The sequence below is a fragment of the Pontibacter qinzhouensis genome, from assembly GCF_008017455.1.
In the GTDB taxonomy this organism is placed as follows: domain Bacteria; phylum Bacteroidota; class Bacteroidia; order Cytophagales; family Hymenobacteraceae; genus Pontibacter; species Pontibacter qinzhouensis.
The window spans coordinates 19,646-39,571 of record NZ_VRTY01000057.1 but is presented as its reverse complement, the minus strand read 5'-3'; the positions used below and the strand labels follow the sequence as shown (position 1 = coordinate 39,571).

At 48.3% G+C, this 19,926-nt stretch carries 13 protein-coding genes; 8 read left to right on the top strand and 5 right to left on the bottom strand.

The features are described 5' to 3' along the window. Positions 1-62: 62 nt before the first annotated feature. Genes mobC through FVR03_RS14910 form a run of 3 tightly spaced genes read right to left on the bottom strand, consistent with a single transcriptional unit; the run spans position 63 to position 3,707 of the window. A complete protein-coding gene (gene mobC / locus FVR03_RS14920; RefSeq protein ID WP_147922560.1) occupies positions 63-1,988 on the bottom strand; it encodes a conjugal transfer protein MobC in 1,926 nt (641 codons plus the stop codon). 43 nt (positions 1,989-2,031) lie between these two features. After that, the gene (locus FVR03_RS14915; protein WP_147922559.1) at positions 2,032-3,315 is read right to left on the bottom strand and encodes a relaxase/mobilization nuclease domain-containing protein; all 1,284 of its coding nucleotides are present in this window, start codon (positions 3,313-3,315) and stop codon (positions 2,032-2,034) included. Then, a complete protein-coding gene (locus FVR03_RS14910) occupies positions 3,309-3,707 on the bottom strand; it encodes a plasmid mobilization protein (protein ID WP_147922558.1) in 399 nt (132 codons plus the stop codon). Before FVR03_RS14910 ends, FVR03_RS14915 begins: the two co-directional genes overlap by 7 nt. Positions 3,708-4,072: 365 nt before the next feature. On the opposite strand from FVR03_RS14910, the gene FVR03_RS14905 reads away from it, so the two are divergent. The 6 genes from FVR03_RS14905 (at position 4,073) to FVR03_RS14880 (ending at position 8,069) form a co-directional block, all read left to right on the top strand. Beyond that, positions 4,073-5,074 (top strand): IS110 family transposase, encoded by a 1,002-nt coding sequence (locus FVR03_RS14905; RefSeq protein WP_147922557.1) that lies wholly within the window; start codon positions 4,073-4,075, stop codon positions 5,072-5,074. 616 nt (positions 5,075-5,690) lie between these two features. Next, a complete protein-coding gene (locus FVR03_RS14900) occupies positions 5,691-5,981 on the top strand; it encodes a helix-turn-helix domain-containing protein (RefSeq protein WP_147922556.1) in 291 nt (96 codons plus the stop codon). Continuing rightward, positions 5,978-6,805, top strand: a complete 828-nt coding sequence (locus FVR03_RS14895; RefSeq protein ID WP_147922555.1) for a transcriptional regulator — start codon at positions 5,978-5,980, stop codon at positions 6,803-6,805. The genes FVR03_RS14900 and FVR03_RS14895 overlap by 4 nt, the downstream gene beginning before the upstream one ends. Before the next feature lie 80 nt (positions 6,806-6,885). After that, positions 6,886-7,383 carry a P-loop NTPase family protein gene (locus FVR03_RS14890; RefSeq protein ID WP_222707243.1) on the top strand — a complete coding sequence of 166 codons (498 nt, stop codon included), beginning with the start codon at positions 6,886-6,888 and terminating at the stop codon, positions 7,381-7,383. 32 nt (positions 7,384-7,415) lie between these two features. Further along, on the top strand, positions 7,416-7,631 hold the full coding sequence (locus tag FVR03_RS14885) for a hypothetical protein (RefSeq protein WP_147922554.1): 216 nt from the start codon (positions 7,416-7,418) through the stop codon (positions 7,629-7,631). Positions 7,632-7,640: 9 nt separating this feature from the next. Continuing rightward, positions 7,641-8,069, top strand: a complete 429-nt coding sequence (locus tag FVR03_RS14880; protein WP_147922553.1) for an IS1634 family transposase — start codon at positions 7,641-7,643, stop codon at positions 8,067-8,069. 131 nt (positions 8,070-8,200) lie between these two features. Here the strand turns inward: FVR03_RS14880 and FVR03_RS25210 are convergent, their stop codons facing one another. Then, the gene (locus FVR03_RS25210) at positions 8,201-8,344 is read right to left on the bottom strand and encodes a hypothetical protein (protein WP_369410459.1); all 144 of its coding nucleotides are present in this window, start codon (positions 8,342-8,344) and stop codon (positions 8,201-8,203) included. 413 nt (positions 8,345-8,757) lie between these two features. Further along, entirely contained in the window at positions 8,758-9,828 is a 1,071-nt protein-coding gene (locus FVR03_RS14870; RefSeq protein ID WP_147922552.1) for an IS5 family transposase, read from the bottom strand. 838 nt (positions 9,829-10,666) lie between these two features. Between FVR03_RS14870 and FVR03_RS14865 the strand changes: the two genes are divergently transcribed. Both FVR03_RS14865 and FVR03_RS14860 read left to right on the top strand, forming a co-directional pair. Continuing rightward, a complete protein-coding gene (locus FVR03_RS14865) occupies positions 10,667-15,061 on the top strand; it encodes a hybrid sensor histidine kinase/response regulator transcription factor (RefSeq protein ID WP_147922551.1) in 4,395 nt (1,464 codons plus the stop codon). A 1,643-nt stretch (positions 15,062-16,704) separates the two neighbouring features. Beyond that, positions 16,705-19,890, top strand: coding sequence for a SusC/RagA family TonB-linked outer membrane protein (locus FVR03_RS14860; protein WP_222707242.1), 3,186 nt, complete (start codon positions 16,705-16,707; stop codon positions 19,888-19,890). The last annotated feature ends 36 nt before the right edge of the window (positions 19,891-19,926 follow it).

Genomic DNA, 19,926 nt, shown 5'->3' with positions numbered 1-19,926 from the left:
TGAAGCTGGTACTTTTTATTTTTGCCTACACCATCAACAGATGTGTATAATCGCAACTTGAATTAATTAGCCAGGATCTGCTCCACTTCCTCTTTTATCTTCCTATAATTTGCCTGCACGTTAGCTGCATCTACTTGCCGGATTTGCGGTAGCGGTACGTATGTTTTCTCCTCCCGGGCCAGGGCTTTGTGGTCGTTGCGGATGGTGGCGTGGAAGGCTTTCTGCGCGATGGGGCATTGCGGGTCGTCAGCCACCATGCCTACGAAATCCCCGGAGGATAAGGAGGAAATGGTGGAAGCCGGTACGGCGGCGTCTAACTGCGTGGAGCGGCTGACGGAGGTGTCGTTGCTGTTGATGGAGACGCTCTCGCGCTGCTGCTGAATCTTGCCGAAGCGTTCGGAAAGCTGTTTGGCCGTTTCGCCTGTCACCTGCCCGCTGATGACGTTGCCCACGATGTTCATCACCACCTCGGCCTGCTCCCGACCATAGTCCTTCTTGAGTTGGCTGTAGTCCTGCACACCCAGCGTGGTGGCCACCTTGTTGGAGCGGGCGGTGGCGATGAGGCTGTCGATGCCGTTGAAGTAGATGGTGGGGAACTCATCGAAGATCAGGCTGCTCTTGAGCTTGTTTTTCTGGTTGACCAGTTTCACGGCCCGGGAGACGTAAAGCGAGAGCACCGCCCCGTACACCTGCTGCTTGAGCGGGTTATTGCCCAGGCAGATGAGCTTGGGTGCCTGCGGGTTGTTGAGGTCCAGCGTAAAGTCGTTGCCGGATAGCACGTAGTAGAGCTGCGGCGAGGCCAGGCGGGCCATGCTGATCTTGGCACTGGCGATCTGCCCCTCCAACTGGTCCACCGCCTCCTGCTCAAAGGCGGAGACAAAGGGATTGATGAGCACCTCGATCTCCGGCTCGGTGCGGAGCAGGGAGAAGAGTTGCTCGTAGGGGGCTTGCATGAGCTCGATGACGTGGGGCAAGGTGCAGTATTTTCCTTCCTGGTACTTTTTGAGGAACCAGATAATGGCCGTCACAAAGTTGATGGGCGACTCCACGAAGAAATCCCCCTGTTTTTTGATCCACTCCCGGTTAAGCCCCAGCATGATGGTGCGGGAGGCCTCGGTGGCGTCGGTAATGTCGTTCATCGTGCCCGGATCGAGCGGGTTGCAGCGGTGGGTACGGGAGAGGTCGTCGAAGTTGATGACGTAGAACTGCGGCTTCACCGGGTACTTGTCCTGGTGCTTGAGCAGGGTGTTGTAGGCGATGCGGGTCAGGTCGTCGTACTTGAAGTCGTAAAGGAAGAGGGTGAAGCCTTTGCGGATATGCTGGGTGATGACGTGGCGGATGACGAAGTAGGACTTGCCGGCCCCGGGGGTGCCGAGGACAAGCAGGGCCCGGAAGGGGTTGATGATGTTGATCCAACTGCGGCGTTGCTTTCCCTGGAGATGGTAGTGGGCCGGCAGGTTGATGGAGTATTCGTTCTCCAGCAGGCGCTCCTCCTGTGGGAAGGACTCGTTGAGGCGGTTGAAGATATCCTGGCCCAGCCGCAGCTTCAGCAGGCGGGAGAGCCGGGTGCCACCGGCCAGGAGCAGCAGGTAACCCAGTGCCGTGGTGCCTATGTAACAGGCAGCGGCTATCGTAGCCTCCAGCGTAACCGATAGGAGCACACCGCTTCCTGCGTACAGCAGCAGTCCCGGCAGCAGGTATAGCCAGATGGTGCTCTTTTTGAGGTGCTCGTCCTTCCTGCCCTTGGCACCCAGCAGCGAGACAGCCAGCAGGAGCAGCGCGGCCGCTTTCGGAGCCAGCAGGCCCTGGAATAGTGGTAGCTTCCAGATGTTGAGCAGCATGCGGTCCACGATAGGGGCCGTCAGCTCCCACGCTGCAAAGGCGGCATAACAGCTTAGGTAAAAATGCAGGACCAGGATCACCAGGCTCAGCAGCCGGGTGAAGTCGATGATCTGGCGCAGGCCTTGTGTATTTTCCCCGGTGTTCACGTTTTTAAGTTTAGAGTTAAAAGTTAAGAGTTCAAAGTTGCCCTCAGAGCCTGGGTTTTCTGCGGCGCTTTTTTCTTTTGCCTCGAAGCGGTTCCGGCAGGTGATTCTGATGTTCCGCTTTCAGAAGCGCCTCCAGTAGCCCGGGTGCATCAGAGTTGTTTAGCCGTGCTGCTTCCTGCTCATGTTGCCCTGCCAGGCGGGCCGTTCCGGCAGTTCCCTGCTGTCGTGATACCTCCTGCCTGGTGTTGCCAACCTGTTCCGTCCGTGCTGCATTTTGGCTGAAGCACTCTGTGATGGCTTTGGCGCTATAGGCTTTGCCCAGCTCGCTGCCGTTGAAGACGGCCTTATGCCGATGGTCGATGTAGGTGACGCCGTAGGTGATTCCCTGGCTGTTCTCTCGGAAGACAACGTGCACGTGCTCCCTGGCCAGGCGCTTCACAAAATCCTCCCGGCTCATGCGTGGCTGGCTGTGGAAGAGCTTGTCGATCCCGGTGCGCAGGGAGAGCTGCAGGGGGCGGCGGCTGAGTTCGTTCCTCTCGAACTGCTTTTCCAGGTAAGCCAGCGTGGGTTTGCCCGGCAGGGTGCTGGCCTTGAGCGGCACCCCCTGCTTCTCGCCCTTCCCGTTCACGATGCTGTAGCTAAGCCCTTTGTTCCGGTGCATCTGCGTGCCTTCCCTTCCCCTGTCTGCCATCACGCCGAAGTGGCGCAGCACGGCGTTGAGCTCGGCCAGGCTGGTGTAGTTGTAGTGGCGGGTCACCGTTGAGACGATGCGGGCGATGCTGCGCCTTGTCTCTGACTTGCCATATAGTGCTTTCTCCAGCTGCAGTGGTTCCAGGGGGAGCGCCTCCTCCTTTTTCATTCGCTCGGCCTGCACCAGCCCATACTCCAGCTCGAGCGCCTGCCGGGCCGGTTCGGAGCGGAGCCGGCCGATGTTGTGGAGGTCTATCCGGCTGCCGTCGGAGCGGATGTTGGTGGTGACGATGTGCAGGTGCGGGTGGGCTGCGTCGTGGTGGCGGTAGACCAGGTAAGGCTGCTCCCCGAAGCCGATCATGTCCATGTACCGGAGGGCGATGACCTGCAGCCGCTCCTCCTCCAGTTGCTCGCCGAAAGCGAAATTAAGGGAGATGTGGAGCGTGTTGGTCTTTACCTGCGGGCTCTTCTCCAGGAGCCGCCCGAAGCGACCCAGCTTATCCTTAAAAGAGAGTTCTTCCGGCTCCTGCAGGAAACGGCTGGCGAAGATAAGCTCGGCCTGCCCCTCCCGCACCTTGTGCTCGTTGTAGTGGAGCGCTCCCCGGATGCTTTTGCCGGTGATGATACGGGCTACCATTTCCTGGCCAGCTGGGAGATGAGCGAGAGCAGCAGGCTGACTTTCGTCTCCACCTTCCGGTACTGCTGCAGGGCCTGGTGGGCCAGCAGGTCGCGCTTGCTCACTTGGGTGGATCCGTTGAAGTGGCGGGTGACCTGGTTGATGTTAATGCCGATAGCCCGAATCTCAGCCCGGATGCCAGCCAGCTCCTCCATCACACTATCCATGGAGCTGTCCTGGTGAAACAGCTTCACTTGCCTGTTGCCCAGTATCCGCCGGATCACCTCGCCGATGGAATGGCAGTCGCTTTGCAGGCGAAGTTTCTCCAGCCGGTCGTACTCCAACTGCGTGAGCCGGAGAGCGATGGGGCGGGAGAGGAGCTCCTCTGCGTTGGCTTTCTTTTTTCGTGCCATGAGAAAATAGGTTAACCACAAAAAATCAACAGCCGAGTTCCGAGGTGGACTGGCAGCGGGCCCGCCCGGGTGGGAGGGGAGCCGCTTTTTTGTTTACAAAAATACATCTTGCTTTTACCTTCGCAGAAGACAATAAGCCCCCTTATTCCCTTCTTTTCATAGGTATGTATACTTACATGATTATCTACAGTAAAGGATATTGACGGCACGGGTTGAACTTCACATCTTGCTAGGCTTTGGGCCTTTGGGCAGTATCAGTCCCCGCGCCTGCCTTTCCTGTTGCCGGAGCCATTTAGAATTTCAGACGCCAGGTCTTGTAAAAGTCTTAGCTGATGGCAACCATCTTTCACCTTCAATTTTTTACTATGGAACACTATAGATTCTTTATCGGCATCGATGTATCCAAAGCAGTGATCGATGTCTTTATCCATGCCAAGAACCTGCATCGGCAGTTCAGCAATGACCGCTCCGGCTACGATACTTTCGTCAGGTGGGCGGGCAAAGTACTTCAGGCCGAAAGCCTGGGGCAGGTACTGGTTTGTTTCGAGCATACCGGCCTCTACTCCCTTTGCCTGTCGGTGTACCTGGAGGAGACGGGCATTCCTTTTGCCATGGTCCCGGCCCTGCAGCTCAAGCGCTCGATGGGCATCACCAGGGGCAAGAGTGATAAGGTGGACGCCAGGAGGATAGCCGAGTTTGCCTACCTCTACCGCGAAACGCTCCATCAGACGAAGCTGCCGGCAAAAGCCATCATGCAGCTGCAACCTCTGTTGGCACTGCGGGACCGGCTGGTGCGGGACAGGGCCGGCTACTATGTCACGCAAAAGGAGCAGCGCCGTTTTCTGCTGCCCAGCCAGCTGATGGGCCTGCTGGATGCGTATGCCACGATCATCAGCGCTATGGACACAGAGATAAAGCGTGTGGAGAAGGTCATGCAGGAGATTATTGAGCAGGATGAGGAGCTCAGGAGCATGTTGGAGCTGATCACCGGCATCAAGGGTGTGGGCTTTCTGGTAGGAGTGTACCTGATTGTCTTTACCCATAACTTCACCCGTTTTGCCACCTGGCGTAAGTTTGCCTGCTATGCCGGCATTGCTCCCTTTGAGTGGCAGTCGGGCACCAGCATCAGGGGGAAAACCAAGGTGAGCCCGCTGGCAAACAAGCAGGTCAAGAAGATGCTCCACATGGCTGCCCTGAGCGCCTCCCGAAGCGATTCGGAACTTAAAACTTATTACCAAAAGCGACTGGCAGAGGGCAAGAACAAAATGTGTACCCTCAACATGGTGCGCAACAAGCTTGTCGCCCGGGTCTTTGCGGTGGCCACAAGGAAGACAGCATACGTGGAGCTGATGCGGCACGTAGCATGAAGCCATAAGCAAGTAGTGCTGGGTTCTATGGCGCTGTTGGCCCGTTTTGGCAGCGCCTGGCTTTGCTATGCCTGTAGGGTAGCTCAAGTGAGGGAGATGAACCATGTGATAAATCTTGAAATAATTGTTGCAAATGACTTAGAATACTGCCTGCACCAGACCGCAGGCTCCCCCTCTTCCGGGTATAAATCCAATCGCTTTTGAAAAGGTAAAGGATGTGTTGCTTTTGAGGTTGAACCTGGTTCATTTCGGGCAGGGCAGCAGTAGCGTATGCTAAGCTCCTGCACCTGCCCGAAGGCCGTGGCGGTGTCCTTGTTTTGTCCATGGGGTGGTGAATTTTCAGCCAAAGATTGGCAGGAGACAGCGGTGTTTTTCACAAGCAGGACCTGCCTGGGGAACGCTTTTCTGCTACTTTTTCAGGCAAATTGAAGCTTTTGGGGCGGCTTCTGTACCTTTTAATGTGCCGCATCCAGGGGAAGAGAGTTGTAAACCGTAGGTGTAGGCGTGGTTTACCCCTGTGTTCAGGCGAAGCTGAATTTTTCCCTCCTACGGCCGGTCTTGTGAAAATAGCTGGCGTTGCCTGGGCAGTTTTGGGGCCTAACCAAACGTTACAGGTATGTCAGTAGAGATTATCACCAAGGAGGACCTGCAGCTTTTCCGCCGGCAGTTGCTCGAGGATCTGCAGCAGCTGCTCAGCAAAAAACAGCACGCCCCGACACAGCGGCAAATCCTCAAGTCAGCAGAGGTGCGCCGGCTGCTGAAAATAGCACCGGCCACGTTGCAGACCCTGCGTCTCAACGGCACCCTGCCCTTCACCAAAATCGGCGGGACCCTCTATTACCGCTACGAGGATATCGAGAAGCTCCTGCACCAAAATAGTAGCCACCATCCAAAGCAGGGACTATGAACTACATCACCCACCTGACCGGCTTTTTCGAGCTGGCCTCCAAAGATTACCGGCTTAACCCCACGCATGTGAGCCTTTACATGGCCCTGTTTCTGCAGTGGAATCTCAACCGCTTCAAGAACCCTATCTCGGTTTCACGCGCGGAAGTCATGGACATCTCCAAGATCAGCTCCCGGGTTACCTACCACAAGTGCATCAAAGAGCTCCACAGTTGGGGATATATCCACTACGATCCTTCTTACAATTATTTTCGGGGAAGCCTGGTTTATCTGCTTGGCTTTGAAAAAAAGGAAGCAAACCAGCAAAAGGAGCACCTGTCCAATTGCTGTACCGGTGCTGAACCGGCAGTGGACAAGGGCTGTACGGGAGCTGAACGGGAAGTAGGCCCTTCTATAAACAGTATAAACTATATAAACAGTAAAAACATTTTAAACAAAAGTGGGGCACCCTTTTTCGCAGGCGGTTCAGAAAATGAACAGGTGGAGGGGGACACTGGAACATCCGGAAAAGAAAGAAAAGAAAAAAGTTGCGCAAAAGAAGAAAAGAAAGAAAAGCCGGCACCACCTGGCCTGGAGGCTGTGCAGGCATTCTTTCAGGCGGAGGGGAGAGCGGAGCTGGAGGCGTTCCGCTTCTTTCACCACTACAGCGCCAACGGCTGGCAGCTGGGCCGGACACCAATGCAGGACTGGCAGGCAGCGGCAAAGAAGTGGATGATCAACGGGATAAACGAAAACAGACAAGCGTATGCAAACCATCCGGGAACTGGTGCCGCAGTGCCTGCAGCGTATACACATGAAGCCAAAGACTACAGCGAACCGCTTTGAGGCCATGCCGGGGACAGATAGAAAGCGGCAAACGAATCTGGACGGGTACCTGACTTCGCTGGAGCGAAAGGGAAAGGAGTATGTATGGAACACATTTCAGGATTTACCAGGAAGACCACCTGCTGCTTGAAAAACTGCTGGCCTACAAGGTGGAGGACAGGGAGCAGGCGGACCGGCTGGGGCTGAGCCTGCGGAAGGGAATGTTGCTCATCGGGCCGACCGGGTGCGGCAAGACCAGCCTGATAGCGCTGCTGCGCCTGTTTCGCCCACAAGATGAGTGCTACCGGGTCATGTCCTGCCGGGAGGTCAGTTTTGAGTTCCACAAAGATGGGTATGAAGTGATCCGGCGCTACAGCCAGGGTATAGTATGGAGTCCGACAAGGAAACCCGGTGCCTGTTGCTTTGATGATCTGGGGGCGGCGAGTAGTCTGAAGCACTATGGCAACAGCTGTAACGTGATGGGAGAGATCCTGCTGAGCCGCTACGACTTGTTTGTGACGCAAGGAGTAAAGACGCACCTGACTACCAACCTGACCAGCTCGGAGATAGAGAAAACTTACGGCAACAGTGTCAGGTAAAGGAACTTTGTGGGAAGACCGAGCTTAAGCAGATGAGCTGGCTGGATGAGGAGTATGCCGTAGCAGCCAACAAATGGCTGACAAAGCACCCTTGTATGCAGCTCCATGAGCTGGGCGCGCAGGAGGTGAAGTGCTATGGCCAGAAAGGGCAGCCTGCAAAAGATGCACTGCCGGAAAAGGTGGAGTATTACCTCAGAGGCAGGCTGGCCAAAGACCTGGAGGCCTGGCAAAAAGAGCTCTTCCAGTAGAGCCTCTTTGTGCTGACTGCTAACAGAATCGCTGAAACAGAGCAGCAGCAGGCACAGATGCTTGCTGCTTACAAAGCACAGCATACGGTGGAGCGGGGCTTTCGCTTCCTCAAGAACCCGCAGATAGTAGCCTCCTCCTTCTATGTGAAGAACCCGCAGCGGGTAGATGCCCTGCTTTTTATAATGACCCTCTGCCTGCTGGTCTATAGCCTGCTGGAGTACAAGATAAGACAAGGACTGGCAGAACAGGATAAGAAAGTGCCCGACCAGAAAGGAAAAGCTACCGCCAATCCTACTGCACGATGGGTATTCCAACTCTTTGTAGACATACATCTGCTAATATTCCCGGATGGAAAGCAGACAGTGCTAAACCTAAAGGAGGTACATAAAACGGTGCTCAGCCTATTCCCCTCAGTTTACACCGACTATTATTCTTGAAAAATGAAGACGGGGGTGCGGAAGGTAAGGTATATTATGGTACAGAACAGACTTCTAAAAAGGGTACGATTAAGAAACTAACCAAATAAACTGAAGCATTCTAATTTAATCCGTTTTAGCTGTCCGAAATATTAGGAGCACCATAGTGTGCGCTTAAGGGTAGAGTGGCTGATGCGCTTCTCCAATTTCTGCTCAAGGGTGACCAGGTGCTGGCCGATGCGCCGGGGGGACTCCCGCACCAACAGCCACACCCGCTCCCGTTCAGGGGCAGTCAGCAGCGGCTTGCGGCCTCGCCCCGGCTGGTCGTAAAGCCCAATGAGGCCATCCTCCTACTAGCGATTCAGCCAGTTATGAATCGTCTTCAGGCTCCGCATCAGGATAGGTGCCATTGCAGAGGGAAAATCACCCTGTGAAAGAAGCAGCAGTGGGCCCTCGCTCGGTTTTGTTTCAAAGGGTGGAACCTGTACCTTTGCTCCAAGGTCTGTCGGCTGGGTTCTTCTAAGTTTATCTTTTTTACAAAAAATAAATACGGAATTCGGCGACAAACTTTTGGGCACTCCTAAAAATTGTTGTTCCTATTTTATAAGCACCTGATGCTTATTTTTTAGTTAGGGTAGCTTTTTGCTTCTACCGGTGCATCATGTATAAGCTGTTCATAATTAGTTTTTTAACTTTTCTCTCTTTCAGGCTAGGACGCACTTATCCACTGCGGGCTCAGTTGCACCTTGCGGAACAAGTTGTAAGTTAGGTTCATAAGCCCGATCATGGCCTTGGCCCGCACCATACCAATGCTACGGATAAAGGCTCCTTGCATGCTGTTCTCCATAAAGCCATACACGTGCTCTACCCGGGCCCGCACCTGCGACTTAGCTTTGTTACTCTCTTTCTGCTCCTGGGTGAGTGGCTTGTTGCGGTAGCCCTTCTCACACACTTGTACCGCTACCTCCTTGTCATGGACGAGCTTCTCGTGCAAATCCTTGCCTACATAGGCGCTGTCGGCATACAGCGGCTGGTCCTTGTCTTTCCCGGTGAGCAAATCTAACAGTTCATTGGAGTCATGTACCGAGGCATCGGTGACGGCGTAACCGGTCAGGAGCTTGCTGGCTGCGTCGCACTTGGTGTGGTTCTTATAGCCATCGTAAGCCTGCAGCCGCTTCATCGTCCAACGCGCATCCACATCCTTTTGCCGCAGCATCTTAGGCTGCTGCTCCCAGCCCGCTGGCATCAGGCCGCTCTTAATCTTTTCGTTGTCCTCCTTGCTGTTGCGCTGCCGGGGCACCTCTACAAAGCTGGCATCCACAATCTTGCCCTCATGCACCACTAGTCTGAGTTCCTCCAGGCGGGCCAAAAACAAAGCAAAAAGCTCCTCCACCAAGCCCAGGTCCGTCAGCCGCTCCCGAAATAACCACACGGTTCTACTATCAGGCACCTCATCGGCCAGCGTCAGACCCAGGAAGCGCATGAAACTTAACCGGTCACAGATCTGGTATTCCGTCTGCTCATCGGAGAGATTGTAATAGCGCTGCAGAATGAGAATCTTAAAGAGCAGCACGTAATCATAGGGCCGCCTGCCTCCCTTGCCCTTCGGCTCCACATAAAGGCGCTCCTCCAAAAGATCACGGAAGAACTCAAAGTCAATACCAGTAGAAAGCTTCTCCAGCGGATCGCCCAGCTTGCTGAGTTTGCTCAAGCGAAGGTGCTCGTCGAAAAGACCAAGGGATTTATGACGTTTGAAGGTTGTCTTGCTAAGTTTGCTCATAATACCTGCAAAATAAACAGATTTTATACCCTAACATTAAATAGTGGAGTTTTTAGGAGTGCCCTTTTGTAATTTATTTTAGTGCATAACATATGTAGGGGTATCTATATAGGATTAGTTGCTTAGTGACCTTTACGAGGCATCAGAGCTGGCTATTGAACAAATCCCAGTTCTTGGCCTGAAGCGCCTCACATATTTCCGGTGCCGCAGGCAGCTCGTAGGGCAGGAAAGATGTGCAGCGCTGATTGCCAAGGACGAAGCCTCAATTACATAGGGCCCCTTCCACGGCCGTGAGCGCTAAGATTTCCACAATACAACAAAATAGCATAATAGCACCGAATCGAGTTGCAGCTGAGGATAATAAAACCTGATATATTAAGGTTTAAAAATATATTTAATCCAAAATATATTTTTAAACTAAATTTATAGTGAGTGATTACATATGCAATGATCCCATTCTATTTTTGCATATGAAGATTTGTTTTATTCACAAATAATTGTTAGTCAGATGAATATTTTTTATCTATGCAATGGTTTAGCTTTTAAACCAATTAAAAGCAGACAGATGTTAGTAGAAGGAGTCTTTACCCAGCCCGTTTTGTAACCCCAATCTATCTATTATAGATTAAAGAAGTATTTCGGGCTGCAAACGTTTGCATGATCAGTTAGTGGTTAATTATGTGATGGATTGGGTACAAAATTCTTACATGCTTCTACGTTTTCTCACAATTGGCAGGGAGAATTTAGTATCAAAGGAAGTTGCTTTTTAAGTGTCCAAATGATTAAATAGAGTTACCTGGCTTCTTCTTTAAGTTTATGAAATATTTATCAGATTCATATGAATAGAAGTAACATAATTGGTTTCTTACTATTTGTTGTGTTACTGACAACCACTACAGGAGTTAGTGGGCAGGTGAAATGCAAAATTGAGCGCTACACAACCGAAGACGGCCTTTCGCATGATAACGTGACATCCACGTTAAAAGACCGCGATGGATTTATGTGGTTAGGTACTTGGGATGGCATAAACCGCTTCGATGGACATAACTTTATTGCCTATAAGTCCTTTCCTGGTGATAATTCAAAGCTTAAGAATAACAGGATAGAAAGTATTGTTGAAGATGATGCCGGGTTTTTATGGCTGAAAGCATATGATAACAATGTATACAGATTTGATAAGAGAACAGAGCAATTTTATGCAATAGGCGAACTACTAGAGAAGCAGGGGCTAAGAAACATTGTGTTTGATAATGTCATTCTGGGTAAAAAAGGGATAGTTTGGCTGACAACTTCTAACCAAGGCTTATTTTACGTATTAAAATCGACTTCTGCAAAACCGGAAATTTATAGGTATGCTAATGCGCCTATAATCGGGCCTGATAATAATTTCCGGAAAATCAACTTCCTTTTTACAGATAAAGCCAATACAGCCTGGGCCGGTACAACCAGCGGCCTATGCCGCTTTACGCAGTATGATGGAGGTACTATTCAGGGTAATAATATTCGCCTAGACATGTTAGACAAGCTGAATTTTACCTCTTTTGCAGAAGGAACCGATAAAATCTGGTTCGGGACAAGTCAAGGCTACCTGGTGGTTTATGACAAAAAGGCGAATCATTTCAGAAAACAGAAAATATGCAATAGCTCGATCAATTCAGTCTGCCTATCTAACAAAAGAAACGTGCTGTACCTTACAAATTCGAACCGGCAACTTTTAACTGCACGTACTTCAGATTTACAAACAGCAGTTGCCTCTTTGCCTGGGAAAGCTCCTTTTTTATCTGTTTTTGAAGATAACACAGGACTGGTATGGATTGAGCCGGAGGATCAGGGGGCAATAAAATTTGATCCTGCTGACCAAAGCTTCAGACATTTTACACAACCCAAAGACGCTACTTTCCACCCCTCTTTCAGAGTCTTTAAAGTTTTTGAAGACCATAAAAAAAGGGTTTGGGTGAGTATGCAGGGAGGCGGATTTGGGTATTATGATCCAACTGCAGATTCAGTTAAGTACTTCTATAACAAGCCAGGCAGTTCAGAGCAGCTGTTTTCTAATTTTGTGACCAGTTCATTTGTTGATGCTTCTGGTGTAATGTGGTTATGCACCAATGACAGGGGAATAAATAAAATTATTTTTCAGGACGAACATTTTAAAAATAAAATGCTGGTTCCCAATACGCCTAACAAGTCTGACAACGAAGTGCGAGGGGTTTTCCACGATAGCAAAAACAGACTCTGGCTTTCTTCCAAGTCGGGGCACCTGTTTGTATACAATAACGGTGAATTAGTTCCAGGCTTGTTTCATAATGTTCCTAGAGGGGGCTTGGGTAATATTTATACAATCATAGAAGACAGTAAAAAGAATATTTGGCTTGGCACAAAGGGAGCTGGTCTGTTTAAAGCAGAGCCGGTTGACCATATGCTAAATCAGTACAAGCTAATACATTTTCAATTTTCTCAGGATGATAGCTACAGCCTGAATAGCAATATGATTCACACCGTCATCGAAGACAGCAAAGGAAGAATATGGGTAGGTACTTTTGGGGCAGGTTTAAATTTAATAGAGCAGAAGGAGGGTAAAGTTCGGTTTCTAAATGATAAAAATAGTTTTCATAGGTATCCTAAAAGACTGTTTAAGCGGATCAGACACCTGAATGAAGGACCAGCAGGTGACATTTGGGTAGCCACAACGGATGGTTTACTGATTTTTAACCCCGATGAAAAGGATGAACTGATTTTTGATAGCCATAGAAAGATTCCGGGTAATAAAGCAAGCTTGGGTAATAATGATGTTCAATATATTTTAAGGGATAGCAAGAATGGGATGTGGCTTTGCACGTCCGGAGGAGGGCTGAACAAAGCAATAGCCGATCACGGGAGCTATAAATTCCGGGTGTATACAAAAGAAGAAGGATTACCAAACGATTACCTCTTAAGCGCGGTAGAGGATGATAGTGGTAAATTATGGCTGGTCTCAGAGAACGGTATATCAAGGTTTGATCCTGAGACGGAACAGTTCCGAAATTATGATTCTTATGACGGATTGCCAAAAGCAGGTTTTTCAGAAGCTGCAGCCATCCGTTTAGGAAACGGTAATTTACTGTTTGGCTCTAAAAGCGGTTACCTGGTTTTTAACCCTGCTGAAATCACGAATAAGAAAATTGCAGCCAACATGGTATTTACTAATTTCCAGGTAAATAACAGGAATGTAGAACCGGCTGTTCAGGATTCGCCTTTAAAATTAAGTATAAATCACACCGAAAAAGTGGAACTCGCCTTTGATCAGAATATGCTAGGGCTTGAATTTACAGTGTTAGATTTTCATTCAGGAAGCAGACAGGGTTACGCCTACCGCTTAAAGGGTTACGACGCACAATGGCACCAGGTAAAAGATCAGCACAAAGCAATTTATACCAATTTGCCACCTGGAAAATATATGTTTGAAGTAAAAAGCCTGAACACTGGAGTATATGAAACCATACCGTCTAAAAAGTTAGCCATCACCATTCATCCTCCCGTCTGGCGCACTACCTGGGCATATATTATTTATACTATTCTGGTGCTTATTCTGCTCGAAATTATCAGGCGAGTAACCTTCTCCATGATCAAACTGAGGAACCGGATAGCCATCGAACAGAAACTGACGGATTTAAAGTTGCGCTTTTTTACTAATATTTCGCATGAATTGCGTACACCACTGACTTTAATTGTTAATCCGATAGAGGCCATTGCAAGCCAGGAAGAGTTGTCGCCAAAGGGTCGCGAGTACATAAACGTAGTTCGCAAAAACACGGGCCGCATGGTGCGCTTTATTAACCAGTTGCTGGACTTCAGAAAAGCGCAGGGTAGCAAAATGAAGCTGAATATAGAACGTACCGAAATAGTGGCGTTGGTTAGGGAAATATGCGAGCATTTTACCGAGGCAGCTGCTGAAAAACAAATATTGCTTCATACAACTTCTAATGTAAAGGAGTTTTATGCCTGGATAGACACTGAAAAAATCGATACTGTACTATACAATCTGCTTTCAAATGCGCTGAAGTTTACACCTAACGGGAAAGTAATTACTGTTGAAATCATTTGTACAGCTAATGACTCACTCACCCTAAAGGTAATTGACCAGGGCATAGGTGTGCCAAACGATAAGCTTTCGGATATTTTTGAGCTATATTATGAAGTAGATAAACTAAAAGGAAATAATATTGAGGGAACTGGTATTGGACTTGCGCTAGCGAAAGAATTTGTGGAGCTACATCATGGAAAAATCACCGCGCAAAACAATGCTACTGCTGGACTTACGGTTGCGGTATCCTTACAGACAGGAAAGGAACACTATAAGGAGGAAGAAATTTTGACTGTAGGTCTAGAGCCAGTTGATAACGGACAAATTGCTTTGCCGGCCGAGCTGCTTACTGAAAATGCTTCTACAGATACAGCACTGGCAGAACAGGCGGGATTGCAATTGGTGCTGCTGGTAGAGGATAACAGCGAGCTGAGAAGATTCCTGGCTGATCAGCTAAAGGCAGCTTACAGAGTAGAAGAGGCCGAAGACGGGGAAGAAGGGCTTGTCATGGCGATGCGACTACTTCCGGATTTGGTAATCAGCGATATCATGATGCCTAAAATGGATGGCATCCAGTTGCTCGACAAGCTTAAAAATATAGATATAACAAGTCATATTCCAGTTATATTACTGACTGCAAGAACATCTGTAGAATACCAGATAGAAGGTTTAAATTATGGGGCAGATTACTATATCACAAAGCCTTTCCAGACCGATTTTATTCGCGCCTCTGTAAAGAACCTGCTGGCCCGGCGCAAGAAAATATTTGATGCCCTGCTTTCTGGTAAAAAGATACTGGAACTCAAACCAAGCGAGATTATTATCACCTCCAACGACGAAGCCTTTTTAACTAAAATAATTCAGATAGTTGAATCTGGCATGTCAGATCCGGAATTTAACATAGATGCCGTGGCAGAAAATATTGGAATGGGCAGAACTACCTTTTATAGAAAGTTTACCAGCTTGACAAATCTGGCCCCGGTGGAGTTTGTACGTGACATGCGTTTACAACGGGGCAAACAGCTGCTAGATGTAGGCGAAGGCAATGTTACCGAAATTGCTTCTTCCATTGGCTTTAGTAGCGCCGGCTATTTTAGTACCTGCTTTAAAAAGAAATTCAGCCTCACGCCCACTGAATACTTAAAGACCTCAAAAGTACCGCATGGTTAATAGAAATTTTTATTTTATTGACTGATGGTACGCTCGCGTTGCTGATTGTTGCATTGCTGAATGATTGTTTGATTGTTGTTGATTACTAACTGATGTTATGCATTTTTCTACAGGTGCTCGTCTCTGACGAGTATGTCCTCTTTCCGCGTCTCCAGACGCGCGTAAGCCGAAAAAATTTAGCCATTGCCCGTGTTAAAAAAGCAATATTTAAATTCATAAAACCTTAAAAACGCGTCTAGAGACGCAGCGTGAGTACACACTCGTCAGAGACGAGCGCGAGGTGCGTAACATCAGTTACTAAGTTGAAAAACGACCAGCAATCAGTAATCATTCCGGGGAAAACAGCCTTCACAGCACAGAAACCACTTCTGCCACCGCTGTTGCTGCAGCCTAGCTTATTAGGTTTTAAATCCGGCTCTTTTGGCTGCCGTTCCATCAAGTCGCCCACTGGTGCTTTATTGCTGCGTTGTAAATTACAATACCTAGCGGCCACGAGGCCTCGTCCTTGGGCATCGGTGCTGCACAGCCCAGACTGCCTGCGGCACCGGATCCTTGTGAGGCATCTCAACCCAAGGACTGGCTAAACCAATACCTATGGAAAAGTGTCATATTAAATTCAGCACCTTGCAGCTTTGGTTCAGCTGAAAAGGAACGGATCTACCTGCAAAGTGGAGATTCCCGTCATTTCTAATTTTAACTTCTAATTTTTAATTTGACGCGTCCCTAGGGCAGCGGCGGCAGGGGGCGCTGTTGATTAGTAAAGGCTGTTTTCACCGGAATAATTAATTACTGTTTTCTATAGCTCTATAAATGCCTTTACTTCTACACTTGTAACTCTACTTTGTGCTCCTGTATTAGCCATTCACATTACCAATGAATAGCAGAGGCAATGGTGACTGTTGGAGCGGTGGTTGATTTCTACAGCTTATTTATTAGGCTTTAATCTTCTAAATACTTCAGTAGCAAGTTTAAAAATGACATTTAGGTCAAATTTTAAAGAATTTAGGTCAAAATCTAAAAGTCTATAGTGATTACTACGCCTATATTTGCCTTATAAATAGTTGAAGTGGTATTGACTGGTAGTTTCATTTTCATGCGAATGTTAGTTCACAAGTCAGTAAATCTGAAATTTTAATTAAGTGATAACTTTTAATAAAACTTCTGATACACTACTACCTTAGGAACGCTTTCAAAATAAAGTAACGATTTTATAGTGTTAGATATATTCTGATTTAATGCTTTGTCATTCTGGAAGAATCTTGTGAGCAAAGTGCAAAGCCCTTTTGCTATAGCTGGTTTAGCTCGCCCACAAGATCCCTCCGGGATGACAATAAGGAAGGAGGGTACTGTTTACCTGGTTTCCGAAGCGAATGTTACTTTATTTTATCCTTATACCTTAAGCTAAGATACATTTAAAAAAGAGGCAAGCCATACACATAATGATTGCTTTTAAATTACCGATTTGCGCAGCTAACTTATAGCTGCCTATTTTTTATCCGAATCAATAACGAACAATAGTTAAGAAGTCTGAATCTAAGGTTCCAAACTGAATTTTTAAATTTTTCTGATCAAATAATTATAAAATATGTATGAATAAAATATTACAAGATTTTAAAATGCCGTTCCCCCTCCTAATATGGCTGATGTTAACACTACTTGCACCGACTGACCTATTGGCTCAGGGGCAAGTTGTTACCGGTAAAATTACCGATAAAACAGGTGAGGGTGTGCCAGGAGCCACTATTTTCGAAAAAGGAAGTCCCTCAAACGGTACTGCAACCGATGTTGATGGGAAGTTTACGCTTTCAGTTGCTGCTAATGCTACCTTAGTTGTTAGTTCAGTAGGTTACTTAAAACAGGAAGTAAAAGTAGGCAACCGCTCTCTTGTGGATGTGGTTCTTGAATCGGATAATAAAGCGCTGGAAGAAGTGGTCGTTATTGGTTATGGCTCTGCTACAACGATGGCCGAACTTACCGGCTCAGTTTCTTCGGTTTCGGGAAGAACGCTGGCACGGGTTCCGGTGGCTTCGGCAGCGGAGGCGTTACAAGGTAAAGCGGCCGGTGTACAGGTAACCACGACCGATGGCGCGCCCGGTTCTGAGGTGAACATCCGTATCAGGGGAGGCACCTCTGTAACACAAAGCAATGCACCGCTGTTTATCGTGGACGGATTTCCCGTGGATAACATCAACGACATTCCCCCAACCGATATTCAAACGATTGACATTCTTAAAGATGCTTCCTTAACAGCCATTTACGGCGCCCGTGGAGGCAATGGGGTGGTGGTGGTAACCACAAAATCGGCCCAGTCCGGTAAACTGAAAATCAATTTTAACCACAACACACAGGTAAGAACGCTCGCCCGCAAAATGGATTTAATGGATCCCTATGAATTCGTAAAAATTCAATACGAAGGCGTGGTAGGGAATAACGCCAACCGTCAGCGATTCCGGGGCAACTTCGGTAACCCGGCCGATTTTTCTTTATACAAACGATTTGAAGGAAACGACTGGCAGGACGAAATTTTAGGAGGATCCCCCCTGAGCCATATGTATAACCTTACCCTGAGCGGTGGTTCACAGAACCTGAGGTTCAATACAAGTATAACCCATCATGACGAGAATGGTGTACTGATCGGATCCGGAGTTTCGCGTACCAACGTTAACACAAAAATAAGTGCTGATATTTCTAAAAAGGTAAAGGTATTGCTAAACCCGCGCTTGACTTATCGCCAGGACAGAGGCGCCGGTGCAGATGCTGTAGGCGGCGGCGGCATTATTAACGTACTGCGTTACCGGCCAACAAATGGTATCCGCGATTATTCTTATCTTCCTGCTGAAGACATAGATCCGGAAGATGAACGGTTCTTTGCCTACACCAACCCAAAAGGTGACATTGACCAGAACTACCTGAGAGGAAACAGATACGAATTCACTAACCAGGCTTCGGTGGAATGGAATATTGTACAGGGGTTGATTTTGCGTACGTTAGGTACACAATACATGGCGTATAACTTTACAGATCGTTTCTGGGGCGATTTAACTTCAGATGCAAGAAATAATAACGGGCTGCCTTTAGCCGAACTTACAACGCAAAGACGTAATCGGTACGGATGGTCAAATACCCTAGAATATAAAGCGTCTATAGACAAGCACAACTATACCTTTCTGGTGGGGCAGGAAATCCAGAGTACAGAGCAGTTTACCAACTCAAACAGGTCACGTTACTTTCCGAAAGCAGTTCAACCCGAAAGAGCTTTACGAAACATGGGCTTAGGTACTCCCTGGCAAGCTACATCGTCTATAACATCACCTGAAAGATTATCGTCGTTCTTTGGCCAGGCCAACTACAACTTCGAGCGCAAATACCTGCTCTCGCTTACTTATCGTGCCGACGGCTCCACCAAATTTGCTCCGGGCAACCAGTGGGGGCACTTCCCGGCTATTTCGGGCGCCTGGGTGCTAACGAACGAGGAGTTCCTGGCTAACCAGAACTTGTTCTCACAACTCAAAATACGGGCGGCACTCGGTAGAGCCGGAAATAACCGGATTACAGACGACATGTGGCGGTACCAGTATGAAGTAAGTGCAACCGGCGGGCCAGGCTGGGGAGAAGCCAATGAAAGCGGATTCGAATACTACGTGAATGCAGGTAATAGAACGTTTCCTAACCCTAATATTAAATGGGAAACTACGCTCACCCGCAACCTGGCCTTAGACATCGAGATGTTTGACGGGCGCCTGACTGTAACACCGGAAGCCTATTGGAATACCACAACCGATCTGCTTTACCTGAGCAATATTCCCACTGTTTCCGGCTATACCCGGCAAATGCAAAACATTGGCCAGGTTACCAACCGCGGTTTCGACCTCACTGTTAACGCACAGATTATTAAACAAACCAACGCATTCCTGAACGGCATTTTGACCTTCGGGGCTAACAAGACACGTATCGACAGGCTTAATGGCACAGAAGATGTGCTCTGGATGACTTCGGACCGTTGGAATTCCTCGGATTTTGATTACATGCTACGGGTTGGCGATCAGCTAGGCCTCATTTATGGCTATGTATACGATGGCATTTACGGGTTTGATGAATTTGACCTGGTACAAAACAACTGGGTGGCAAAACCGGGAACTGTTAATAACGATGCGCTTTTCGGCACGCAACCAGGCAGGCCAAAATTCAAAAACTTTGTGGATGAAGAGGGGGCTTCAAACATTGTTAATGATAACGACAAAGTAGTTATAGGAAATACTAACCCGAAATTCAGCGGCGGTTTCAACCTGTCGGGAGGTTGGGGTAATTTTGATATTTCTGCTAACTTTTTCGGAATGTATGGGTTCAGCGTGAACAATGCCACCCGCTATACCCTGTCTTCATTCGAGAACAACAACAACAACTATTTTAATATACTGCCTGAGTTTAACGAAGACCGGCGCTGGCGCTATGCCGATGATGTGTATGGTGACAGGATGGTGAGTAATAATTTGTATACCGATCAATATCAGCAAGTTAATGCCAATGCCGAAATATTTAACCCGGTAGATATAGGCAAAAGAGTAACACATTCTTACTTTATAGAAGACGGGTCTTTTCTGCGTTTACAGGACCTTACCCTGGGCTATACTTTACCTCAAAAAGCAATGGACCGGCTGAAGGTAGGCAACATACGGGTATTCGTCAGCGGTTTCAACTTATTTCTTTGGACTAAATACAGCGGGTTTGACCCGGAAGTTGACGTACAAACCGGACTCACACCTGGCATAGACTATAACCGTTACCCGCGAAGCCGAAATTTTGTAGCAGGTTTTAATATCACATTGTAAGCCGGATACTTCACTGCATTATTTAAATTAAGACAG

Coding starts and splice junctions, on each gene's coding strand:
- FVR03_RS14915 (WP_147922559.1), bottom strand. CDS start 3,315: ATGGTAGCCCGTATCATCACCGGCAAAAGCATCCGGGGAGCGCTCCAC.
- FVR03_RS14910 (WP_147922558.1), bottom strand. CDS start 3,707: ATGGCACGAAAAAAGAAAGCCAACGCAGAGGAGCTCCTCTCCCGCCCC.
- FVR03_RS14905 (WP_147922557.1), top strand. CDS start 4,073: ATGGAACACTATAGATTCTTTATCGGCATCGATGTATCCAAAGCAGTG.
- FVR03_RS14900 (WP_147922556.1), top strand. CDS start 5,691: ATGTCAGTAGAGATTATCACCAAGGAGGACCTGCAGCTTTTCCGCCGG.
- FVR03_RS14895 (WP_147922555.1), top strand. CDS start 5,978: ATGAACTACATCACCCACCTGACCGGCTTTTTCGAGCTGGCCTCCAAA.
- FVR03_RS14890 (WP_222707243.1), top strand. CDS start 6,886: ATGTATGGAACACATTTCAGGATTTACCAGGAAGACCACCTGCTGCTT.
- FVR03_RS14885 (WP_147922554.1), top strand. CDS start 7,416: ATGAGCTGGCTGGATGAGGAGTATGCCGTAGCAGCCAACAAATGGCTG.
- FVR03_RS14870 (WP_147922552.1), bottom strand. CDS start 9,828: ATGAGCAAACTTAGCAAGACAACCTTCAAACGTCATAAATCCCTTGGT.
- FVR03_RS14865 (WP_147922551.1), top strand. CDS start 10,667: ATGAATAGAAGTAACATAATTGGTTTCTTACTATTTGTTGTGTTACTG.
- FVR03_RS14860 (WP_222707242.1), top strand. CDS start 16,705: ATGTTAACACTACTTGCACCGACTGACCTATTGGCTCAGGGGCAAGTT.